Annotated in this window: 13 protein-coding genes; 7 read left to right on the top strand and 6 right to left on the bottom strand. The window is 41.4% G+C overall.

Annotation, left to right across the window (positions count from 1 at the left end; genetic code table 11):
* Positions 1 to 73: 73 nt before the first annotated feature.
* The 3 genes from N782_RS03210 to N782_RS03220 form a co-directional block, all read right to left on the bottom strand.
* Complete coding sequence (locus N782_RS03210; RefSeq protein WP_052111145.1) at positions 74 to 1,873, bottom strand: ABC transporter ATP-binding protein; 1,800 nt, start codon at positions 1,871 to 1,873, stop codon at positions 74 to 76.
* Positions 1,860 to 3,590, bottom strand: a complete 1,731-nt coding sequence (locus N782_RS03215) for an ABC transporter ATP-binding protein (protein ID WP_036816073.1) — start codon at positions 3,588 to 3,590, stop codon at positions 1,860 to 1,862. Before N782_RS03215 ends, N782_RS03210 begins: the two co-directional genes overlap by 14 nt.
* A gap of 372 nt (positions 3,591 to 3,962) precedes the next feature.
* Positions 3,963 to 4,574 carry a hypothetical protein gene (locus N782_RS03220; RefSeq protein ID WP_036816076.1) on the bottom strand — a complete coding sequence of 204 codons (612 nt, stop codon included), beginning with the start codon at positions 4,572 to 4,574 and terminating at the stop codon, positions 3,963 to 3,965.
* A gap of 171 nt (positions 4,575 to 4,745) precedes the next feature.
* On the opposite strand from N782_RS03220, the gene N782_RS03225 reads away from it, so the two are divergent.
* The 4 genes from N782_RS03225 to N782_RS03240 all read left to right on the top strand — a co-directional run bounded on the left by N782_RS03225 (position 4,746) and on the right by N782_RS03240 (position 8,476).
* Positions 4,746 to 6,077: an MFS transporter gene (locus N782_RS03225; protein ID WP_036816079.1), complete on the top strand. Its 1,332-nt coding sequence runs from the start codon at positions 4,746 to 4,748 to the stop codon at positions 6,075 to 6,077.
* A 245-nt stretch (positions 6,078 to 6,322) separates the two neighbouring features.
* Positions 6,323 to 7,105 carry a transporter substrate-binding domain-containing protein gene (locus tag N782_RS03230; RefSeq protein ID WP_036816081.1) on the top strand — a complete coding sequence of 261 codons (783 nt, stop codon included), beginning with the start codon at positions 6,323 to 6,325 and terminating at the stop codon, positions 7,103 to 7,105.
* Between the two features lie 14 nt (positions 7,106 to 7,119).
* On the top strand, positions 7,120 to 7,767 hold the full coding sequence (locus N782_RS03235) for an amino acid ABC transporter permease (protein WP_036816083.1): 648 nt from the start codon (positions 7,120 to 7,122) through the stop codon (positions 7,765 to 7,767).
* Entirely contained in the window at positions 7,760 to 8,476 is a 717-nt protein-coding gene (locus N782_RS03240) for an amino acid ABC transporter ATP-binding protein (protein WP_036816085.1), read from the top strand. The genes N782_RS03235 and N782_RS03240 overlap by 8 nt, the downstream gene beginning before the upstream one ends.
* Positions 8,477 to 8,623: 147 nt before the next feature.
* Here the strand turns inward: N782_RS03240 and N782_RS03245 are convergent, their stop codons facing one another.
* On the bottom strand, positions 8,624 to 9,526 hold the full coding sequence (locus N782_RS03245; protein ID WP_036816087.1) for an aldo/keto reductase: 903 nt from the start codon (positions 9,524 to 9,526) through the stop codon (positions 8,624 to 8,626).
* Positions 9,527 to 9,750: 224 nt separating this feature from the next.
* Here N782_RS03245 and N782_RS03250 point away from each other — a divergent pair, with 224 nt between their 5' ends.
* On the top strand, positions 9,751 to 11,376 hold the full coding sequence (locus tag N782_RS03250; protein ID WP_036816088.1) for a lactate permease LctP family transporter: 1,626 nt from the start codon (positions 9,751 to 9,753) through the stop codon (positions 11,374 to 11,376).
* 145 nt (positions 11,377 to 11,521) lie between these two features.
* Here the strand turns inward: N782_RS03250 and N782_RS03255 are convergent, their stop codons facing one another.
* Positions 11,522 to 12,481 carry a Gfo/Idh/MocA family protein gene (locus N782_RS03255; RefSeq protein WP_036816090.1) on the bottom strand — a complete coding sequence of 320 codons (960 nt, stop codon included), beginning with the start codon at positions 12,479 to 12,481 and terminating at the stop codon, positions 11,522 to 11,524.
* Between the two features lie 223 nt (positions 12,482 to 12,704).
* Here N782_RS03255 and N782_RS03260 point away from each other — a divergent pair, with 223 nt between their 5' ends.
* Both N782_RS03260 and N782_RS03265 read left to right on the top strand, forming a co-directional pair.
* Entirely contained in the window at positions 12,705 to 14,057 is a 1,353-nt protein-coding gene (locus tag N782_RS03260) for a sensor histidine kinase (RefSeq protein ID WP_036816092.1), read from the top strand.
* Positions 14,038 to 14,655 carry a response regulator gene (locus N782_RS03265; protein ID WP_036816094.1) on the top strand — a complete coding sequence of 206 codons (618 nt, stop codon included), beginning with the start codon at positions 14,038 to 14,040 and terminating at the stop codon, positions 14,653 to 14,655. Before N782_RS03260 ends, N782_RS03265 begins: the two co-directional genes overlap by 20 nt.
* A 297-nt stretch (positions 14,656 to 14,952) precedes the next feature.
* Here N782_RS03265 and N782_RS03270 read toward each other — a convergent pair whose 3' ends face one another.
* Complete coding sequence (locus tag N782_RS03270) at positions 14,953 to 16,275, bottom strand: GntP family permease (RefSeq protein ID WP_036816096.1); 1,323 nt, start codon at positions 16,273 to 16,275, stop codon at positions 14,953 to 14,955.
* Between the last annotated feature and the right edge of the window lie 107 nt (positions 16,276 to 16,382).

Below are 16,382 nucleotides of genomic sequence, written 5' to 3' on the forward strand. Positions count from 1 at the left end.
TAGACATTTTCTGAAAAACTTAAACCCTTAAGCCTTCCCTTAAAAGGGGAGGCTTTTTTTGGACTTCATACTACTACGCCTTAGAAAGTTGCTGCTGCATAAACGACGCATACATTCCATTTTGTCTTAGCAATGTTCCATGGGTTCCTTTTTCAACAATCTTCCCTTCATCCAATACAATGATTTGATCGGCGTTTTGGATAGTGTTCAAACGGTGAGCAATGACAAAGCTAGTGCGCCCTTCCATCAATGTGGAAAGAGCTTCGTTTATTTTTACTTCTGTAATCGTATCTATGCTGCTCGTTGCTTCGTCTAGAATTAGTAATTGTGGATCTGCTAACATTGCCCGGGCAATAGATAATAATTGGCGCTGTCCATGGCTAATTCGTTGCCCATCAGATTGAAGCATGGTCTCATAGCCTTCTGGTAAAGACTCGATAAATCGGTGGGCATTCGCTTTTTTAGCGGCTTCCATTACTTCTTCATCCGTGGCATCCAATCGCCCATAGCGTATGTTTTCCCTTATGGTTGCTTCAAATAGAAAAGAGTCCTGTAATACCATTCCTAGATTATTGCGTAAGCTCTTACGACTAATGGATGAGAGCGATTTGCCATCTACATAGATTTCCCCTTCATTGGGGGTATAGAACCGAGACAAAAGCGATATAATCGTCGTTTTCCCTGCACCTGTTGGACCCACCAAAGCAACCGTTTCCCCTGGTTTCACATCAAAATGAATATTCTCAAGTGTGGGCTGCTCTTTTTCATAGGCAAATGATACGTTCCGGAACTGTACCTTCCCCTCAATAGCGGTGACGTGTTCTACATCCTTTTCATCTTCCGTTTCACTCGGTTCATCCATGATGTGAAAGACACGTTCCGCTCCAGCAACAGCTGATAATATAACATTAAATTGGTTCGCTAGATCATTTAATGGCCGTGTGAACTGACGTGAATACGTAGTAAAGGTAACAATGACCCCAATGGAAATCCACCCATTTAGTGCAAACAGTCCACCTAACCCTACAATTAGAGCAAAACTTAAGTTATTGAGCAGATTAAGTAGCTTTGGGATAAACCCTGTATAGGTTTGCGCCCAATAACTAGCATTTCGGTACGCTTCATTTTTATGCTTGAATTGTTCCATCACTTGGGCCTCTCGTGAATAGAGAGTGATGATGTGATGACCTGTTAAGGATTCTTCAATATATCCGTTCATATCTCCAAGATGACGCTGCTGTTCCTTGAAGTAAACACCCGTGCGACTGGTAATCCACTTCATACCGTAAAACAATATCGGAACAATGACTAAGGTTACGATCGTTAACAAAGGGCTCAGCCAGATCATCATCCCAAGTGTCCCTATTAACGTTAAGATACTGGTAGAGAATTGAATGACGGATGAATTCAACGTTCTGCTTATATTCTCCATATCATTGGTTGCACGACTCATTAATTCTCCATGCTGTTTCGTCTGGAAGAACGACATCCCCATTTTGTGAAAGTGTTCAAATAGATCGTTCCGCATCGTATAAATGGTATTCTGAGCAACACCAATCATAAAAAACTGTTGCAACAACACTGCCCCGTATTGAAAAACATACACACAAGCAAGTAGAACTAACATCCAAACAAGCGTGGAAACCTCTACCTTGGCAATTATTTTATCCACCGTAACCCCTAATAAATAAGGACCCAATAACGACAGAATGGAGCTAATGAGGACCATAGCTAAAACAAGTGTGATCCTGCCTTTTTCCACCATCATATATCGCCAAATTCGTATAAGTGTCCTCTTCATATGCTCAATTTTTGGTGGTTTTGTAGGAATCCCACGACGTTGATGTGGGTGGCTTCGATTAGATTGACTCATCCAATACCTCCTCACGCTGCACTTGTGACTGAAAGATATTTTTGTAAGCTTCACTATCCTTCATAAGCTCACTGTGCTCTCCTTTCGCAATGAGCTCCCCATCTTGAAGTAACAAGATTTGATCGGCAGCTTGGACAGAGCTAATTTTCTGAGCCACGATAAATGTAGTGCATGATAAATGTTCTAAAGTCTGTAACACACTTGCTTCTGTTTGTGCATCAAGGGCACTCGTACTGTCATCTAACATTAAAATAGCCGGACGCTTAATCATGGCGCGGGCCAATGAGAGACGTTGTTTTTGTCCACCAGATAGATTTACTCCCTTTTGCCCTAAGTGCGTTTCATATTGGCTAGGTAAGGACATGATGAAGTCGTGGATATGCGCGTCTTTCGCTGCCTGTTTCACCTGTTCCATACCTGCTTGTTCGTCCCCCCACTTTATATTGTCCGCAATCGTACCAGAAAAGAGGTGCGCTTCCTGTGTGACGAATCCAATTTCTCTTCGGAGGGATTGAACATCATGAGTATGGATATCTTTTTGATCAATGCATATTTGTCCCTTTGTAGGTGAATACAGTCTTGGAAGCAATTGTAATAAGGACGTCTTGCCTGAACCTGTTTCACCTAGGATTCCTATTGTTTCTCCTGCCCTTACAGAAAACGTTAGATGTTTGATCACATCAACATCCATACCTGGGTAGCGAAAGGATACATCTTCAAAGGAAACATCACCGTTAATGGTGTTCGCCTCGCCTTTTGTATTCACTTCTTCACCTGCATCTTTATGCAACACTTCCGCAATTCTGGTAGTCGATGCTCTTCCTCTTGAGAACACCATCAACAAAAACGAAAAAGTAGAAAAAGAGAACATAATTCGAGTGCCATAATTCAGAACAGCCACAACTTGACCAGCTTGGGCACCTCCTACTCGTAAATCGGCTGCACCGTACCAAAGGACAACAACTAAAACGATGTTCATAGCAAGCATTACAGCTGGCATCGTCAACTCTAATAATCGAAGTGCTTTTTTGTTCTCATCCATAAGGGGGCGATTAACATCATCGAATCGGTGCTGTTCATATTCACCACGATCAAATGCTTTAATCAGCCTCATATTGACTAAATTCTCCCGAATCACCCGGTTCACTGCATCCAACCTATTTTGAACTAACCTGAATAAACGAACCCCTTTTCCCATCATCCAAAGCATAAACAAAAACAGAAATGGCACTGCCAGTAACAAAATACTAGCTAGACCAGCATGGACGGTGAATGCGAGTATAAGACCTCCGATAATAAATAACGGTGCACGGAGCATGATCCGCATGGCCATAAACAAAAAGGATTGAACCTGGGTAACGTCATTCGTCATCCTCGTTATGAGAGAAGAGGTAGCAAAGCGCTGAAATTGATCTGCTGTAAAGGACTGGATCCTTGTAAACAGGTCACGTCGAACATCATGCCCTACCCCCTGACTGACATTTGCCGCAAAAAAGGAGTTCGTTATACCAGATGCGAATGCAAGCAAGGATAAAAAGAGTAGTAAACCTCCCCATACCATAATTGCTTCCATGTCCTGCTCCACTACGCCCTGATCAATGATAATCCCCATGAGCATCGGTTGAAGCAACTCAACTGTTAATTCAACTCCCATAAGCAACAAAGCTATAATAGCCGATTTCTTATATGTAAGCACATACCTAAGAACAGTCTTCATCGTAAAACCATCCAATCTATTGGGAAAATAAGAAAAGAGCAAGCGCCCGGTTAGCGACGTACAAACTGCTGCCCCAATGAGGTTCGATTAGGACCGCTGCCTCACGCAGCAACATCGAACCAACCCACGTCGTGTGGGCCGAAAGGAAACACGGAGAGCGCAAGCGAACCGATGTTGACTTATCGTAAGGAGGAGCAGGAAGTTTGCTAGTCGTTGGGCGCTGGAGCTAGACACATAAACGCCAGAAACTTATACTTTCTTCACTTGTAAAAAAAGAACCTCACGCCTGGAGTTGATTCTTAAGCTTTGAGGTTCCCCTGAAAACAGCTATTCAACGAACAGCTTACTTCTATGCTTATGAATGATAGAACCTTATGATTCAAACGTATTTTTCACTTTATTATAAATTGGTTCCGCTTGACTAAACAGCCATTGAAGCGCGAGGCCATGAAGGATAACGCCTATGACAGACGTAACCACAAACATCCATAACGTAGCGGATGCATGTACTTCAATCGCTCGATGCCCAAAGAACAATAAATGTTGAAACACAAGGCTAAAGGACATCCATAAAGAGGTGATATTCTCTTCAATCCACCATAAAATGAGGGATTGAAGAGCTAACACTCCAAACAACCCACCAAAGATGTATAGCTTCGATTGGTACGTCAGCTTTTGCACAAAGGGCTGTATATAATATTTTGTAATCGTTTTTATTCTAAATAAATAAATGATGCGTACTATACGGGCCATCTGGAAAAATTGATCGAGTGGAATGACAGCTATAACAAGAAACGGATTTTTCTTTAGAAACGTCCATCGTTCTTCTGCTTTCCATAATCGAACCACAAAATCTATAAAAAAGACAAACCAGATGAATCGGTTAATAAACGTATTATAAGCTTGTTCAGTCCATAGTGTGACAATGGTAATCATGACCAAGATAATCATAATACCTTCGTATATCCGCTTAAAAATCTTCATTCCTCACCCTCCCACGAGGAGCGTTACGTCTTAACTATTTCCATTATATCATCATTCAAAGGGCTTGAATGTTCTCAAGTCACATCCTTGTTAAACATTAGGGAACATATGTTATAGTTTTTCGGGTATCGAAATATATGCAGAATCCAAACCTCATGAAGGAGGAACATGATGCAACAAGAAGCGAGTGAACAACAATCATACAGCACCTTTAAAACGGTCATTGTATTAAGTTTAGCTGTCTGGTTAGTTGTTATGAATACGACTATGTTTAACGTAGCTTTACCAAATGTATTGAAAGATTTCTCCTTATCCCCGTCTGAAGGAGCATGGATTGTTTCTGGCTATTCTATTGTATTGGCTATATTTACAATCGGATACACAAGATTATCAGATTACATTCCCTTGCGTCGTTTACTGTTAATGGGGATGTTCCTATTTGGGTCAGCTTCCCTATTTGGTTACTTCACATCGAATTTCGTATGGCTAATTATTGCAAGACTGTGTCAGGCTGCAGGTGCAGCAGCAATACCTGGCCTTTCCTTTGTATTTGCAGGCCGATATGTTCCGTTATCTATACGAGGACGAGCTATGGCATTTATCGCTTCTGCATCTTCGTTAGGCTTTGGTTTAGGCCCTGTAGCAGGAGGTGCGATTACCGATTGGCTAGATTGGAATTATCTATTTTTATTCACCATGATTGTCATCGTTTTAATTCCGGTTCTTTATCGCATGCTTCCGAATGAAGAGGTGAAAAAAGGGACATTTGATTGGATTGGCGCAATCTTAACCGGTCTAAGTGTTACATCTTTTCTACTGTTCATCTCTACATTGCAGTGGTATTACCTTGTGATTGGTGTCGTCGTTTTATATGTATTGTGGAGACGGATTACCCTTCACTCTGTTCCATTTATACAACCGGACTTAATTAAGCATAAGTCCTACAGAATGATCATTTATATGAGTTATTTAGGGTTTAGCACTCACTTTGCAATACTCGTGATTATGCCGCTTATGTTACAGAATGTTTATGATAAAAACCCTACAACTGTTGGTCTCATCATATTCCCTGGAGCACTCTTGTCAGCTGTAGCAGCTATTTTCGTTGGGCGACTGATTGATCGATATGGGAACAGTAAAATCATGCTGCTTGCCCATGTATTGCTCACCATTTCCACCCTTGTATTCTATTTTCTATCCCCGGTGAATGAATACATGATTATGCTCGGCTATATGTTTACGAGTTTTGGATTTTCTAGTCTATCATCCAGTTCTACAAATGAAGTATCTCGCTTTTTACCAGATGAATTAATTGGTTCTGGCATAGGATTAAAGCAACTCATCCAATTTGTGGGCGCTGCGTCTGGACCCGTATTTGCTAGTCTTTTCTTAGAAATGGGAGGCACATCCTATTCCGTTCCCTCCTTTCAATATACATTTCTATTCATCTTTGGAATGATGCTCATTTCGACAGTATTGTATTGGTTATATAGCAAAAAGTAATGATGGTATGACGTATCAAACGTGTATCGCAAGAGTAACGTTATCTCCTACTACCTATTGGCCACCTAGAGAGAATTTTTTCTCTAGGTGGTTTTTTCGTTCACACCAATAATGTAAGCCCTTACCACTTTATCTTTATACATTTAAATGAATATATTTTCATAAAAATCGCTTTTTAACCTAGTTTCATTGTGTTATTATGCATTTACACTAATAAAGATACAAAAAACACGGAGGGTTATGTTATGAAGAAATTCGCAATTATTTTATCACTATTATCTATTATGGTATTAGGTGCATGTGGAAGTTCAAATGCTGAAGGTGAGGAAGGGTCAGATAAAAAAACCCTAGTTATGGGGACGTCTGCTGACTATAAACCTTATGAATTTATCGATACGAAAGAAGGACAAGAAATCGTAGGCTTTGATATCGACATTGCTAAGCATATCGCTAGTGAAATGGGTTATGAATTAAAGATTGAAGACATGGACTTTAACGGGTTGATTGCTGCGTTAAATAGTAACAAAGTAGATTTTGTCATGGCTGGTATGACACCAACAGAGGAACGTAAGGAAAAGGTTCAGTTCTCTGACATCTATTATGTAGCAAAAGATTCCCTTATATCCAAAAAAGAATCCAATATTAATAGCGTAGAAGATTTAAAGAATAAAACCATCGGCGTACAGCTTGGCTCCATTCAGGAAGGTAGAGCCGAAGACATGCAAAAAAACATAGAAGGTATTAAGCTATCTCAACTAGACCAAATCCCACAGCTTGTACAAGAATTAAAATCAGGTCGTATTGACGCAACGATTATTGAGAATACCGTTGCAAAAGGCTACCTGGAGAAAAACGAAGAGTTGACTAGTTTTATTATTGATAGCGAAGACGAGCAAGGATCAGCGGCAGCCTTCCCTAAGGAAAGCGACATTGTAGAGGAATTCAATAAAGAATTGCAAGAAATGAAAGAAAGCGGAAAAATGGACGAACTCATCAACAAATGGTTCGGAAAAGGATCTTCAGAATAGGGAGCTGAACAACAATGATTGACCTAATACCATCCATCCCATTCATATTAAAAGGAATACTCGTTACGCTACAATTCGTTGTTGCTTCAGGTATTGCAGGGTTTATTATCGGGGTTCTATTGGCATTCGCAAAGATTGGTAAGTTCCCTTTGTTAAAACGGTTTGCCGATGCATATACTGCATTTTTCCGAGGAACACCTTTGATTCTACAGCTCGTCTATGTATATTTCGTTGTTCCAGAAGTTACGGGCTGGGAGATTCCCAAGCTAGCTGCTGGAATTATTGCCTTCTCCTTAAACTCAGGAGCTTATGTATCCGAAATCATCCGCGCTGGTATTCAGTCTGTAGATAAAGGACAATTTGAAGCAGCTCAAGCGTTAAATGTTTCGTACTGGAAGTCCATGCGTAAGATTATTTTACCTCAAGCCATCAAGCACATCTTACCTGCGTTAATGAATGAATATATTATGTTACTAAAAGAGTCGGCAGTTATTTCCGTTATTGGCGCACACGACATCATGCGTCGCTCGCAAATTGTGGCAGCAGATACCTTTAACTATTTTGGTGCCTTAACCATCGCATTAATTATTTACTTTATTATGGTGCGTATTTTAGAAACATTCGGAGCGAAACTAGAAAAAAGGTTGCGATACAGTGATTAACGTAAACAACTTAACAAAACAATTTGGAGACAATCAAGTACTAACCGACATTACAACCGAGGTGAAAAAAGGAGATGTTGTCGCCGTCATCGGACCTTCCGGATCTGGTAAGTCCACATTTCTTCGATGCATAAACGGATTAGAAGAAGCGACCAAAGGGGAAATCATTGTCGATGACATCACGTTAACCGAAAAAACGTTAGCCCAGGTTCGGGAAAAAACAGGGATGGTCTTTCAACACTTCCACCTCTTCCCGCACCTTAAGGTAATCGACAATATCACCTTTGCACCGATTGAAACAAAAGGTGTTAAAAAGGCCGATGCAGAAAAACATGCCAAAAAGCTATTGGAAACAGTAGGACTTTCCGATAAAGCAAACACGTATCCCAACCAGCTTTCCGGCGGTCAAAAACAGCGTGTAGCCATCGCCCGCTCTCTGGCCATGGAACCAGAAATCATGCTATTCGATGAGCCAACATCAGCACTAGACCCAGAAATGGTAAAAGAAGTACTGGATGTGATGAAACAATTAGCTCAATCAGGCATGACAATGGTCGTTGTAACCCATGAAATGGGATTCGCCCGTGAAGTCGCAGACCGAATCCTCTTCCTGGATGAAGGAGCTGTTGTAGAAGAAACCACACCTCACGCTTTCTTCCATCACCCAGAAACAGAAAGAGCGCAGAGCTTCTTAGAAAAAGTGCTTTAATAAACAAAAGCGCAAGCGCCCGGTTAGCGACGTATATGCTGCGGCCCACACGACGTGGGTTGGTTCGATGTTGCTGCACGATGCAGCGGTCTTAACTCTATTTAACCTCATTACAGAACCCCTGCCGTATCGGCAGGGGTTCTATTATTATGGAATATCGTATCCCATCGAGCTTGTATAAATCTCAAACCATTGGTCTCTCGATAGATTATACTCTAGTGCATTTACAGCCCGATCGATTCGGTTGATTTTGCCTGAGCCCACAATCGGCATAATGTTCGCTGGGTGATTTAGCAACCATGCATAGAGCACCTCATCAATCCCGTCTGCCCCTAATTCATTGGCTACTTTTTCTAACGTTCCACGTAAGCGAACTGCTTTCTCTTCTTGACTATTAAAAATATCTCCACCACCTAAAGGAGACCAAGCCATTGGTGCCATCCGCTTTTCCATACATAGATCTAATGTTCCGTCTTGTATATTTTCAAGGTTGTAAGCAGATAGCTCAATCTGGTTCGTGACCAACTCTACATCTAAGAAGGACTGCAACATGTTCAATTGATGTTGCTTAAAGTTGGATACACCAAAATGACGGACTTTCCCTTCATCCTTTAGCTCACGAAATGCATCTGCCACCTCTTCAGGATCCATAAACGGATCAGGGCGATGAATTAGCAATAAATCAATATAATCGGTGCGAAGATTCTCCAAAGAATTCTCTACCGATTTTTTAATATGGGCCTTGCTTGTGTTGTAGTGATGGGAGTGATGCTCTGGACGATTTGGTGACTCAATAACAATGCCACACTTTGTAACGATTTCCATACGCTCACGAAGTTCAGGCTTTTTCGCTAGTGCTCTTCCAAACAACTCTTCACATGTATAACTGCCGTATAAATCAGCATGATCAAACGTGGTTATCCCTTGATCTAAACAATGCTCAATCAATTGAATCAGCTCTTCATCCGTGTACTTCCAATCAGATAATCTCCACTCGCCATGAATCACACGAGATAGAGACAAATCAGCCGCTAATTTTATCCGTTCCATATATGTATTCCTCCAAAATTTAGTAACATTCTTATACAATAACTTTACTGCACATAGAAGCAAAAATCTATTGCAACGCTTTCAATTTGTCCAAATCATGACAATGAGCCTAGATGGTTAGAAGTAAACCTTTTCATTCCATTATTATCCTTCTCCTTTTCTGTGAAGGAGGTTACACTTAGTATGTGAAATAATTCACATTATATAAAAAAGGGTGATGAAGCATGACATGGACTCAAGTTTACGATCCATTTAACAACATTTGGTTATCCGCATTTGTAGCAGCTATTCCGATTTTATTTTTCTTCCTAGCTTTGACTGTATTTAAAATTCGAGGAACCATTGCATCTTTATGTACCGTACTTCTTTCTTTCATCATTGCTATAAGTGTATATGACATGCCGACTGTCATGGCTTCTGAGGCGGCAGGATATGGATTTGCGTTTTCCTTTTGGCCTATTAGTTATATTGTCATTATGGCTGTGTACTTATATAAATTATCTGTTAAAAGTGGTCAGTTCAATGTAATCAGAAGCTCTATCGCTTCCATTTCTAAAGATGCACGATTGCAGATGTTACTGGTTGCGTTTTCCTTCAATGCCTTTCTCGAAGGCGCAGCAGGATTCGGTGCCCCTATTGCGATAACAGCTGCACTATTGGTTGGCTTGGGCTTCAAACCTCTTCAAGCTGCCGGAATTTGCTTGATTGCGAATACGGCTTCTGGAGCTTTTGGTGCGATGGGGATTCCGGTCATTGTGGCAGGTCAAGTAAGTGGAATTGATCCAAAGGTGATTGGACAATTCTTAGGAACATCCTTACCGATTATTTCTTTCACCGTTCCATTTTTATTAATCGCTATTCTAGATGGGTTGAAAGGGGTTCGACAAGTATGGCCAGCAGCACTCGTATCTGGCGCTTCCTATGCCCTTGCCCAATACTTTACAGTGACATTCATCGGTCCTGAGTTACCAAACATCACATCTGCTATTGCTAGCTTAGTGGCACTGGCGCTCTTTACGAAAGTATGGCAACCTAAAGAGATTATGGAACTTGACGTTCAAGAAAATGACATGCAACTCGAGTGTCCACTAACTTTCAAAACCATTGTGAAAGCATGGTCTCCTTTTATCGCACTAACAGTGATGGTAACCATTTGGAGCTTATCTTTTTTCAAGCAATTGTTCACACCAGAAGGATTATTCGCAGGCACCATCCTTCATATTCCAATGAATCACTTGCACAACCTAGTTCTTAAAGCTCAACCTATTGTAACAGAAGCAACACCTTATGCTGCTATTTTAAAAATAGACCTTTTATCAGCGACTGGTACTGCTATTTTCATTGCAGCGATCCTATCTATCATTATGCTACGTATCCCAGTCGGTGTCGCTTTAGAAACATTTAAAGAGACGATACAAGAGTTAGCGAAACCAATCTTCACCATTATGATGGTGCTAGGTTTTGCCTTCATCGCAAACTATAGTGGTCAATCTTCCACATTAGGACTAGCGATGGCAGCTACCTCTGACTATTTCCCATTGTTATCACCTGTACTTGGTTGGATCGGCGTTTTTCTAACAGGATCTGTGACATCAAACAATGCCTTATTTGGCAGCCTTCAACAAATCACAGCTGAGCAAATCAGGGTACTACCGCTTATCTTAGTGGCGGCGAATACATCAGGTGGAGTCATGGCAAAAATGCTTTCCCCTCAGTCCATTGCTGTCGCATCTGGAGCTGTAGGATTAGTAGGCAGAGAGTCCGAATTGTTCCGATTCACCCTTAAATATAGCATGGTTTTCCTTTTGATTACTGGCGTGGTTACCTTTGGACAAGCAATGTTTTTGTAAATGGATTCGGCTAGGGAGAAATGTGGGTTATGAGCGGGATTTTGAATTTATGATCGAGATTTCAGATATATGAGCGACCCTTATTTCATCCCCGCAAAAGGCAAAAGAGCAGTCTACTACGCATAACAGACTGCTCTCCTTGTGTTTACATATTCTGCTGTTTATACAATGCTTCTATCATTTTCACATTTTGCAGGGTCAATTCGTGGAAATCTGCAAATGAACCACCATTTTCAATAATCCTCATGAATGCTTCTACTTGTAGCTTGTATTGATCCCCTTCGATGATTTCTTCTTGTTGCCCACTCTCATTTTCAATAATAATCACACCTTGGTGATCGTTATTATCTGGACGATAGGCATGAGGTACAGTGATTTTTCCTTTCGTACCTAATACTTCATATTCATTTCGCAACGGGGCATTAAAGCTACAATCAATCTGAGCCAGTTTCCCATTTTCTAATGTGAGATTAATGAGACTCGTGGTATCGACTCCAAATCGGTCATCTACATGAGACATAATCTGGGCTTCAGTTGGTTGTGAGTCTAATATATTCAACGTGGAGTGAAGGCCGTAGCAGCCTACATCCCATAATGCTCCCCCACCTTTCTCCTTATCCAAACGAATGTTGTCTTTCGTCTTATCGAACATAAAAGAGAATGTAGATCGCATGTATTGTACCTCGCCTATTTCCCCGGCAATAATCAGCTCTTTTACTCGTTCATGTTGCGGATGAAACTGATACATGAACGCCTCTAAGAAATACACATCGTTACGGCGGCACTCCTCGAGCATTTCTTCTACATCTTGAACCGTTAAAGCAGCAGGCTTCTCACATAATATATGCTTGCCTGCCTGTGCAGAAGCGATGACCCACTCCTTATGTACATGATTGGGCACTGGAATATAGACGGCATCAACATCTGAATCAGCTAATAACTCCTCGTAGGTATCATAACCTTTGGTAATCCCAAAATCCTCTGCGATTTGACTTGCATCGCCACTTCTACTTGCAATCGCAACAATCTCAGCATCAGCTCGCTGTAATGCTGGAATCAACGCTTTCTTGGCAATATTAGCTGCACCTAGAATCCCCCAACGCATAATTGGAGCCCTCCTTTTTTTGCTTTTGAATGTGTTCACCTATGTATAGTAGTCAGGAAAATATATCCTAATATACAGAGTAACACATAAGGGGATCATCCAGCACAAAAAACACCGGGGGCTACAAGTCGAAATAAGAAACGATGTATATTAAAATTAAACGTACGTTATGGTACGTAATTGGGATAACAAATGAAACAACATATATGATTGGGGTATCGCATTGACACAAACGCTATTGAATAAGAAAAGCATCTGGATAAAAATCGGACTCATCGTTATTGGGATTACGATGCCTTTATGGTTAGGGGCTGAAGAAGTACGGCTAACCTCTCTTGTCGAAAAACTAGAAACAAATCCTAACGGGAACACGTTAATGATGACAGCTTTTTTACTCGTGATGCTGAATACGGTTCGAGCTCTTCCCCATTATCTTGGAGCTTTGCTATTAGGTGATGAACTCGGCTATCGATTACAGAGACCGTGGCTAAAAATCTTCATCCCCATTGCCATTGTCCCACTGGTATATGCGATTATTAATTTTTATAATCCACTCGACTATTACTTTGGAGGTCCAGCTCTGTTATTAGTTGCGTCGATTGTTGTCCTACAGCGTATCGCAAAAGGCCGTTTACGCCCTGTCATAAAGTCGTTTGTGTTTACTCAATTACTGTTTGGTATCCAATGGTTGGATACCGTCATTTTCCTTACCCCTTATGGCTTTGGTGGAGGGCCTATATCTACCAAAGTAAAAGAAGTAGCCGTATCACTTGGATTTGAAACCACCTTGTCCTTCTACAGCCTTGTTCTGTGCAGTATTTTTGTTGGAAATGCCATCGTTCTGGCTGTCTATTTAACCGTTTCAGAACAAAAATGGACGATGAGTCAGGACTTAACTATTGCTAGAGGGGAAATGATTGAATCACGTTCTGGACGAGAAGCGATGCACTTGGTTCATGATTTAAAAACACCTCTCGCCTTAATTGAAGGACTGAATTCGTTGATTCAAATGAAAACAAACGACAAAGAAATTCAGGATTATACCGAGAAAATTTCCGATTCCATTCAATCCACTAGTAATATGGTGTCTGAGATTCTTTATGACGAGCGAAAGAATTGGTGCACCCTGAAACGACTCATCGAATATGTACGAGCTAATAAGCTATCCTACGCTGCCATCACATTTGATTTTCAGCTCAACGCCCAAGAAGAGACCGAAGTCTATATCAATAAAATTCGAATGACTCGAGCATTAATCAACTTAATTGACAACGCTTGTGACACAGTCGATGGGCACCCAGATGCGCACGTTACGATTCATACTAAAGAGAATGAGGATGGGGTCTTTCTAGGCATTGAAGATAACGGAAGAGGCATGACCACAAAAGAACAGAAACATATTTGGAATCCAGGATATAGTACCAAATCCCACCCTGGTGTAGGGCTAACGTTCGTCAAAAACGTAGTTGAAGAACATGACGCCACCCTTCACATCGATAGTCAAAAAGGGAATGGAACGATTTTTTGGATTCAATTACCAAAGGAGAGTGTAAGACTTGAAAATCCTAATCATTGATGACGACCCTTCCCTTCGTTACATGTTAACGGAGATTTGTAAACATGCTGGGTGGGAATCAGATACAGCTGAAAACGGAAAAGAAGGAGTAGCATGCTTTCAACAGGGACAGTATGACCTTATCCTAGTCGATTATCACATGCCAGAAATGGATGGTCTTCAAACCGTTAAAGAAATACGATCAATAAACACACACATTCCTGTACTAGTGCTAACAGTGGATGAGCGGCAAGAAATTGCCGATCAACTATTGGATGAAGGAGCAACAGACTTCGCTTTAAAACCTGTTAAAGCACCAGATATGATTTCTAGAATTCAACTTCACGTTCAGCTAGCAAATATGCGCCAGCATCAAGAACAAGAGGAAGACGTCTATAGCACGAAAGGCATTAGCCGACATACATTGCAGCATATATCCAACTATCTCAAAAAGCAAAAAGAGCCCATATCTGTCGATGAACTCTCCAAAAATATTGACCTAGCCTATCCGACTGTTTATCGATACCTGATGCATTTACTGGATGAAGGAAAAGTGAACCAAGTGCTAAGTCACCAAAAAATCGGTCGTCCGAAAAAGCTATACCAATGGTACGCCTAAGAACAAAAGCTCAGGGCGCCCAGTTAGCGACGTATATACTGCGGCCCACATGACGTGGGTTGGTTCGATGTTGCTACGTGATGTAGCGATTTTAATCGAACTTCCTCTGTGTATTTTGAGATAAAGGCAACACGAAGAACGAAGTGATTCGATGTTAACTTATCGTACGGAGGCGAGGGAAGCATACTAGTCGCTGGGCGCTGGAGCTGGACGTGGCAAAAGCTCAGGGCGCCCGTTAAGTGACGTACAAACTGCGGCCCACACGACGTAGGTTGTTTCTAGATTAACTAAAGGCTTCTAAATACCCAGTCCAAACGTGAACAAGACAATAGCCAGAATAGCTCCGATCAAAGGTAGGACTACTGTCAACGCTCCCATTGCCCAATATGCCCTTTGGTGTGTTTCATCACAAATAGCACGTATGGTTGTAACAACATAGCCGTTCTGAGGAAGGGAATCCAGCGCACCAGAAGAGATGGCGATGGTACGATGCAAGGCTTCAGGGTTTACGCCCATATCAAGGTAATGAGGAGCCAAAATCGGTAGTGCGATTACTTGACCACCAGACGCGGAACCTGTGAGCCCTGCAATGACACTTACCGCAATTGCTCCTCCTACTAAAGGGCTCCCTGGAATGTTCGTCATGGCTTCTACAGACCTTTCGAATGCAGGAGATGCTTGTGCAACCCCACCAAATCCTACGACAGCTGCTGTATTGCCAATGGCTACGAGCGCACCTGTAGTACCTTCAGACAAAGCATTCGCAAAGTCCTGAAAATACTTCCGATTCAATACATACAGGGAAACCACTCCTCCTAACAAGGCTACGATTAACGCTGACTTTTCAAGCGTACCGTGGAGGAAAAAAGATAATAGTAAAACAATAACTAACGGCACCACACTTAATAAAGGATTGGGAAGTTCACGATTTGATTGATCGGGATCATCTTCTCGTTCCTCAAACTCCTCTCCATTCTCCTGTGCCCGTTTAATCATCTTTTTCAACCACCAATATCCCGTAGTAGCAAGGAATAAAGCTACAATAATACTAACTTCCCAACCTGCATATGGACTGGTATCCAAGTATTCAATTGGAATCCAGTTTTGAATTTCCGGTGAACCTGCCGAGGTCATCGTAAAGGTTACAGAACCAAATGCTAACGTAGCGGGAATAAAACGTCTTGGTAAATTGGCCTGTTGAAAAAGGCTAATTGCCATTGGATACACGGAAAATGCGACCACAAATAAACTCACGCCTCCATACGTTAACACCGCACATGCAAGTACTATGGCAAGAACAGCTCGCTCTATCCCAAGCTTTCCAATTACCCACTTCGAAACACTTTGTGCAGAGCCACTATCTCCCATTACTTTTCCAAAAATCGCTCCCAGCAAAAACATCGGGAACCACGAAGCAACGAAATCAGCAAAGCTATTCATATAGTTGTTTAAAAATGTAGCTGCATCTCCCTCTGTTGTCTGAGGAAAAATGGACAAACCACTCAACACAGCCACAAATAAAGCACATAACGGAGCTACCACTAATAAATTGAGCCCTTTTAAGGTCAGATACACTAAAAGAGCTAAACCGCCAATCAACCCTACGAAACTTAAGACCATATAGACCAATCCCTTAGAATAAGTTGTTCTCATTATGTGTGAAGAGTCGTTTTTTCATTCTTTTCACTTCATGCAGCTACTTTTATTCATTTTTTTCTCTTTCATAA

The sequence above is a fragment of the Pontibacillus yanchengensis Y32 genome (assembly GCF_000770635.1).
Classification (GTDB): domain Bacteria; phylum Bacillota; class Bacilli; order Bacillales; family BH030062; genus Pontibacillus; species Pontibacillus yanchengensis.

What these genes read in the sequence shown, in the direction of transcription:
- N782_RS03210 (WP_052111145.1), bottom strand. Translation starts at nt 1,873, where the DNA reads ATGAGTCAATCTAATCGAAGCCACCCACATCAACGTCGTGGGATTCCT.
- N782_RS03215 (WP_036816073.1), bottom strand. Translation starts at nt 3,590, where the DNA reads ATGAAGACTGTTCTTAGGTATGTGCTTACATATAAGAAATCGGCTATT.
- N782_RS03220 (WP_036816076.1), bottom strand. Translation starts at nt 4,574, where the DNA reads ATGAAGATTTTTAAGCGGATATACGAAGGTATTATGATTATCTTGGTC.
- N782_RS03225 (WP_036816079.1), top strand. Translation starts at nt 4,746, where the DNA reads ATGCAACAAGAAGCGAGTGAACAACAATCATACAGCACCTTTAAAACG.
- N782_RS03230 (WP_036816081.1), top strand. Translation starts at nt 6,323, where the DNA reads ATGAAGAAATTCGCAATTATTTTATCACTATTATCTATTATGGTATTA.
- N782_RS03235 (WP_036816083.1), top strand. Translation starts at nt 7,120, where the DNA reads ATGATTGACCTAATACCATCCATCCCATTCATATTAAAAGGAATACTC.
- N782_RS03245 (WP_036816087.1), bottom strand. Translation starts at nt 9,526, where the DNA reads ATGGAACGGATAAAATTAGCGGCTGATTTGTCTCTATCTCGTGTGATT.
- N782_RS03250 (WP_036816088.1), top strand. Translation starts at nt 9,751, where the DNA reads ATGACATGGACTCAAGTTTACGATCCATTTAACAACATTTGGTTATCC.
- N782_RS03255 (WP_036816090.1), bottom strand. Translation starts at nt 12,481, where the DNA reads ATGCGTTGGGGGATTCTAGGTGCAGCTAATATTGCCAAGAAAGCGTTG.
- N782_RS03270 (WP_036816096.1), bottom strand. Translation starts at nt 16,275, where the DNA reads ATGGTCTTAAGTTTCGTAGGGTTGATTGGCGGTTTAGCTCTTTTAGTG.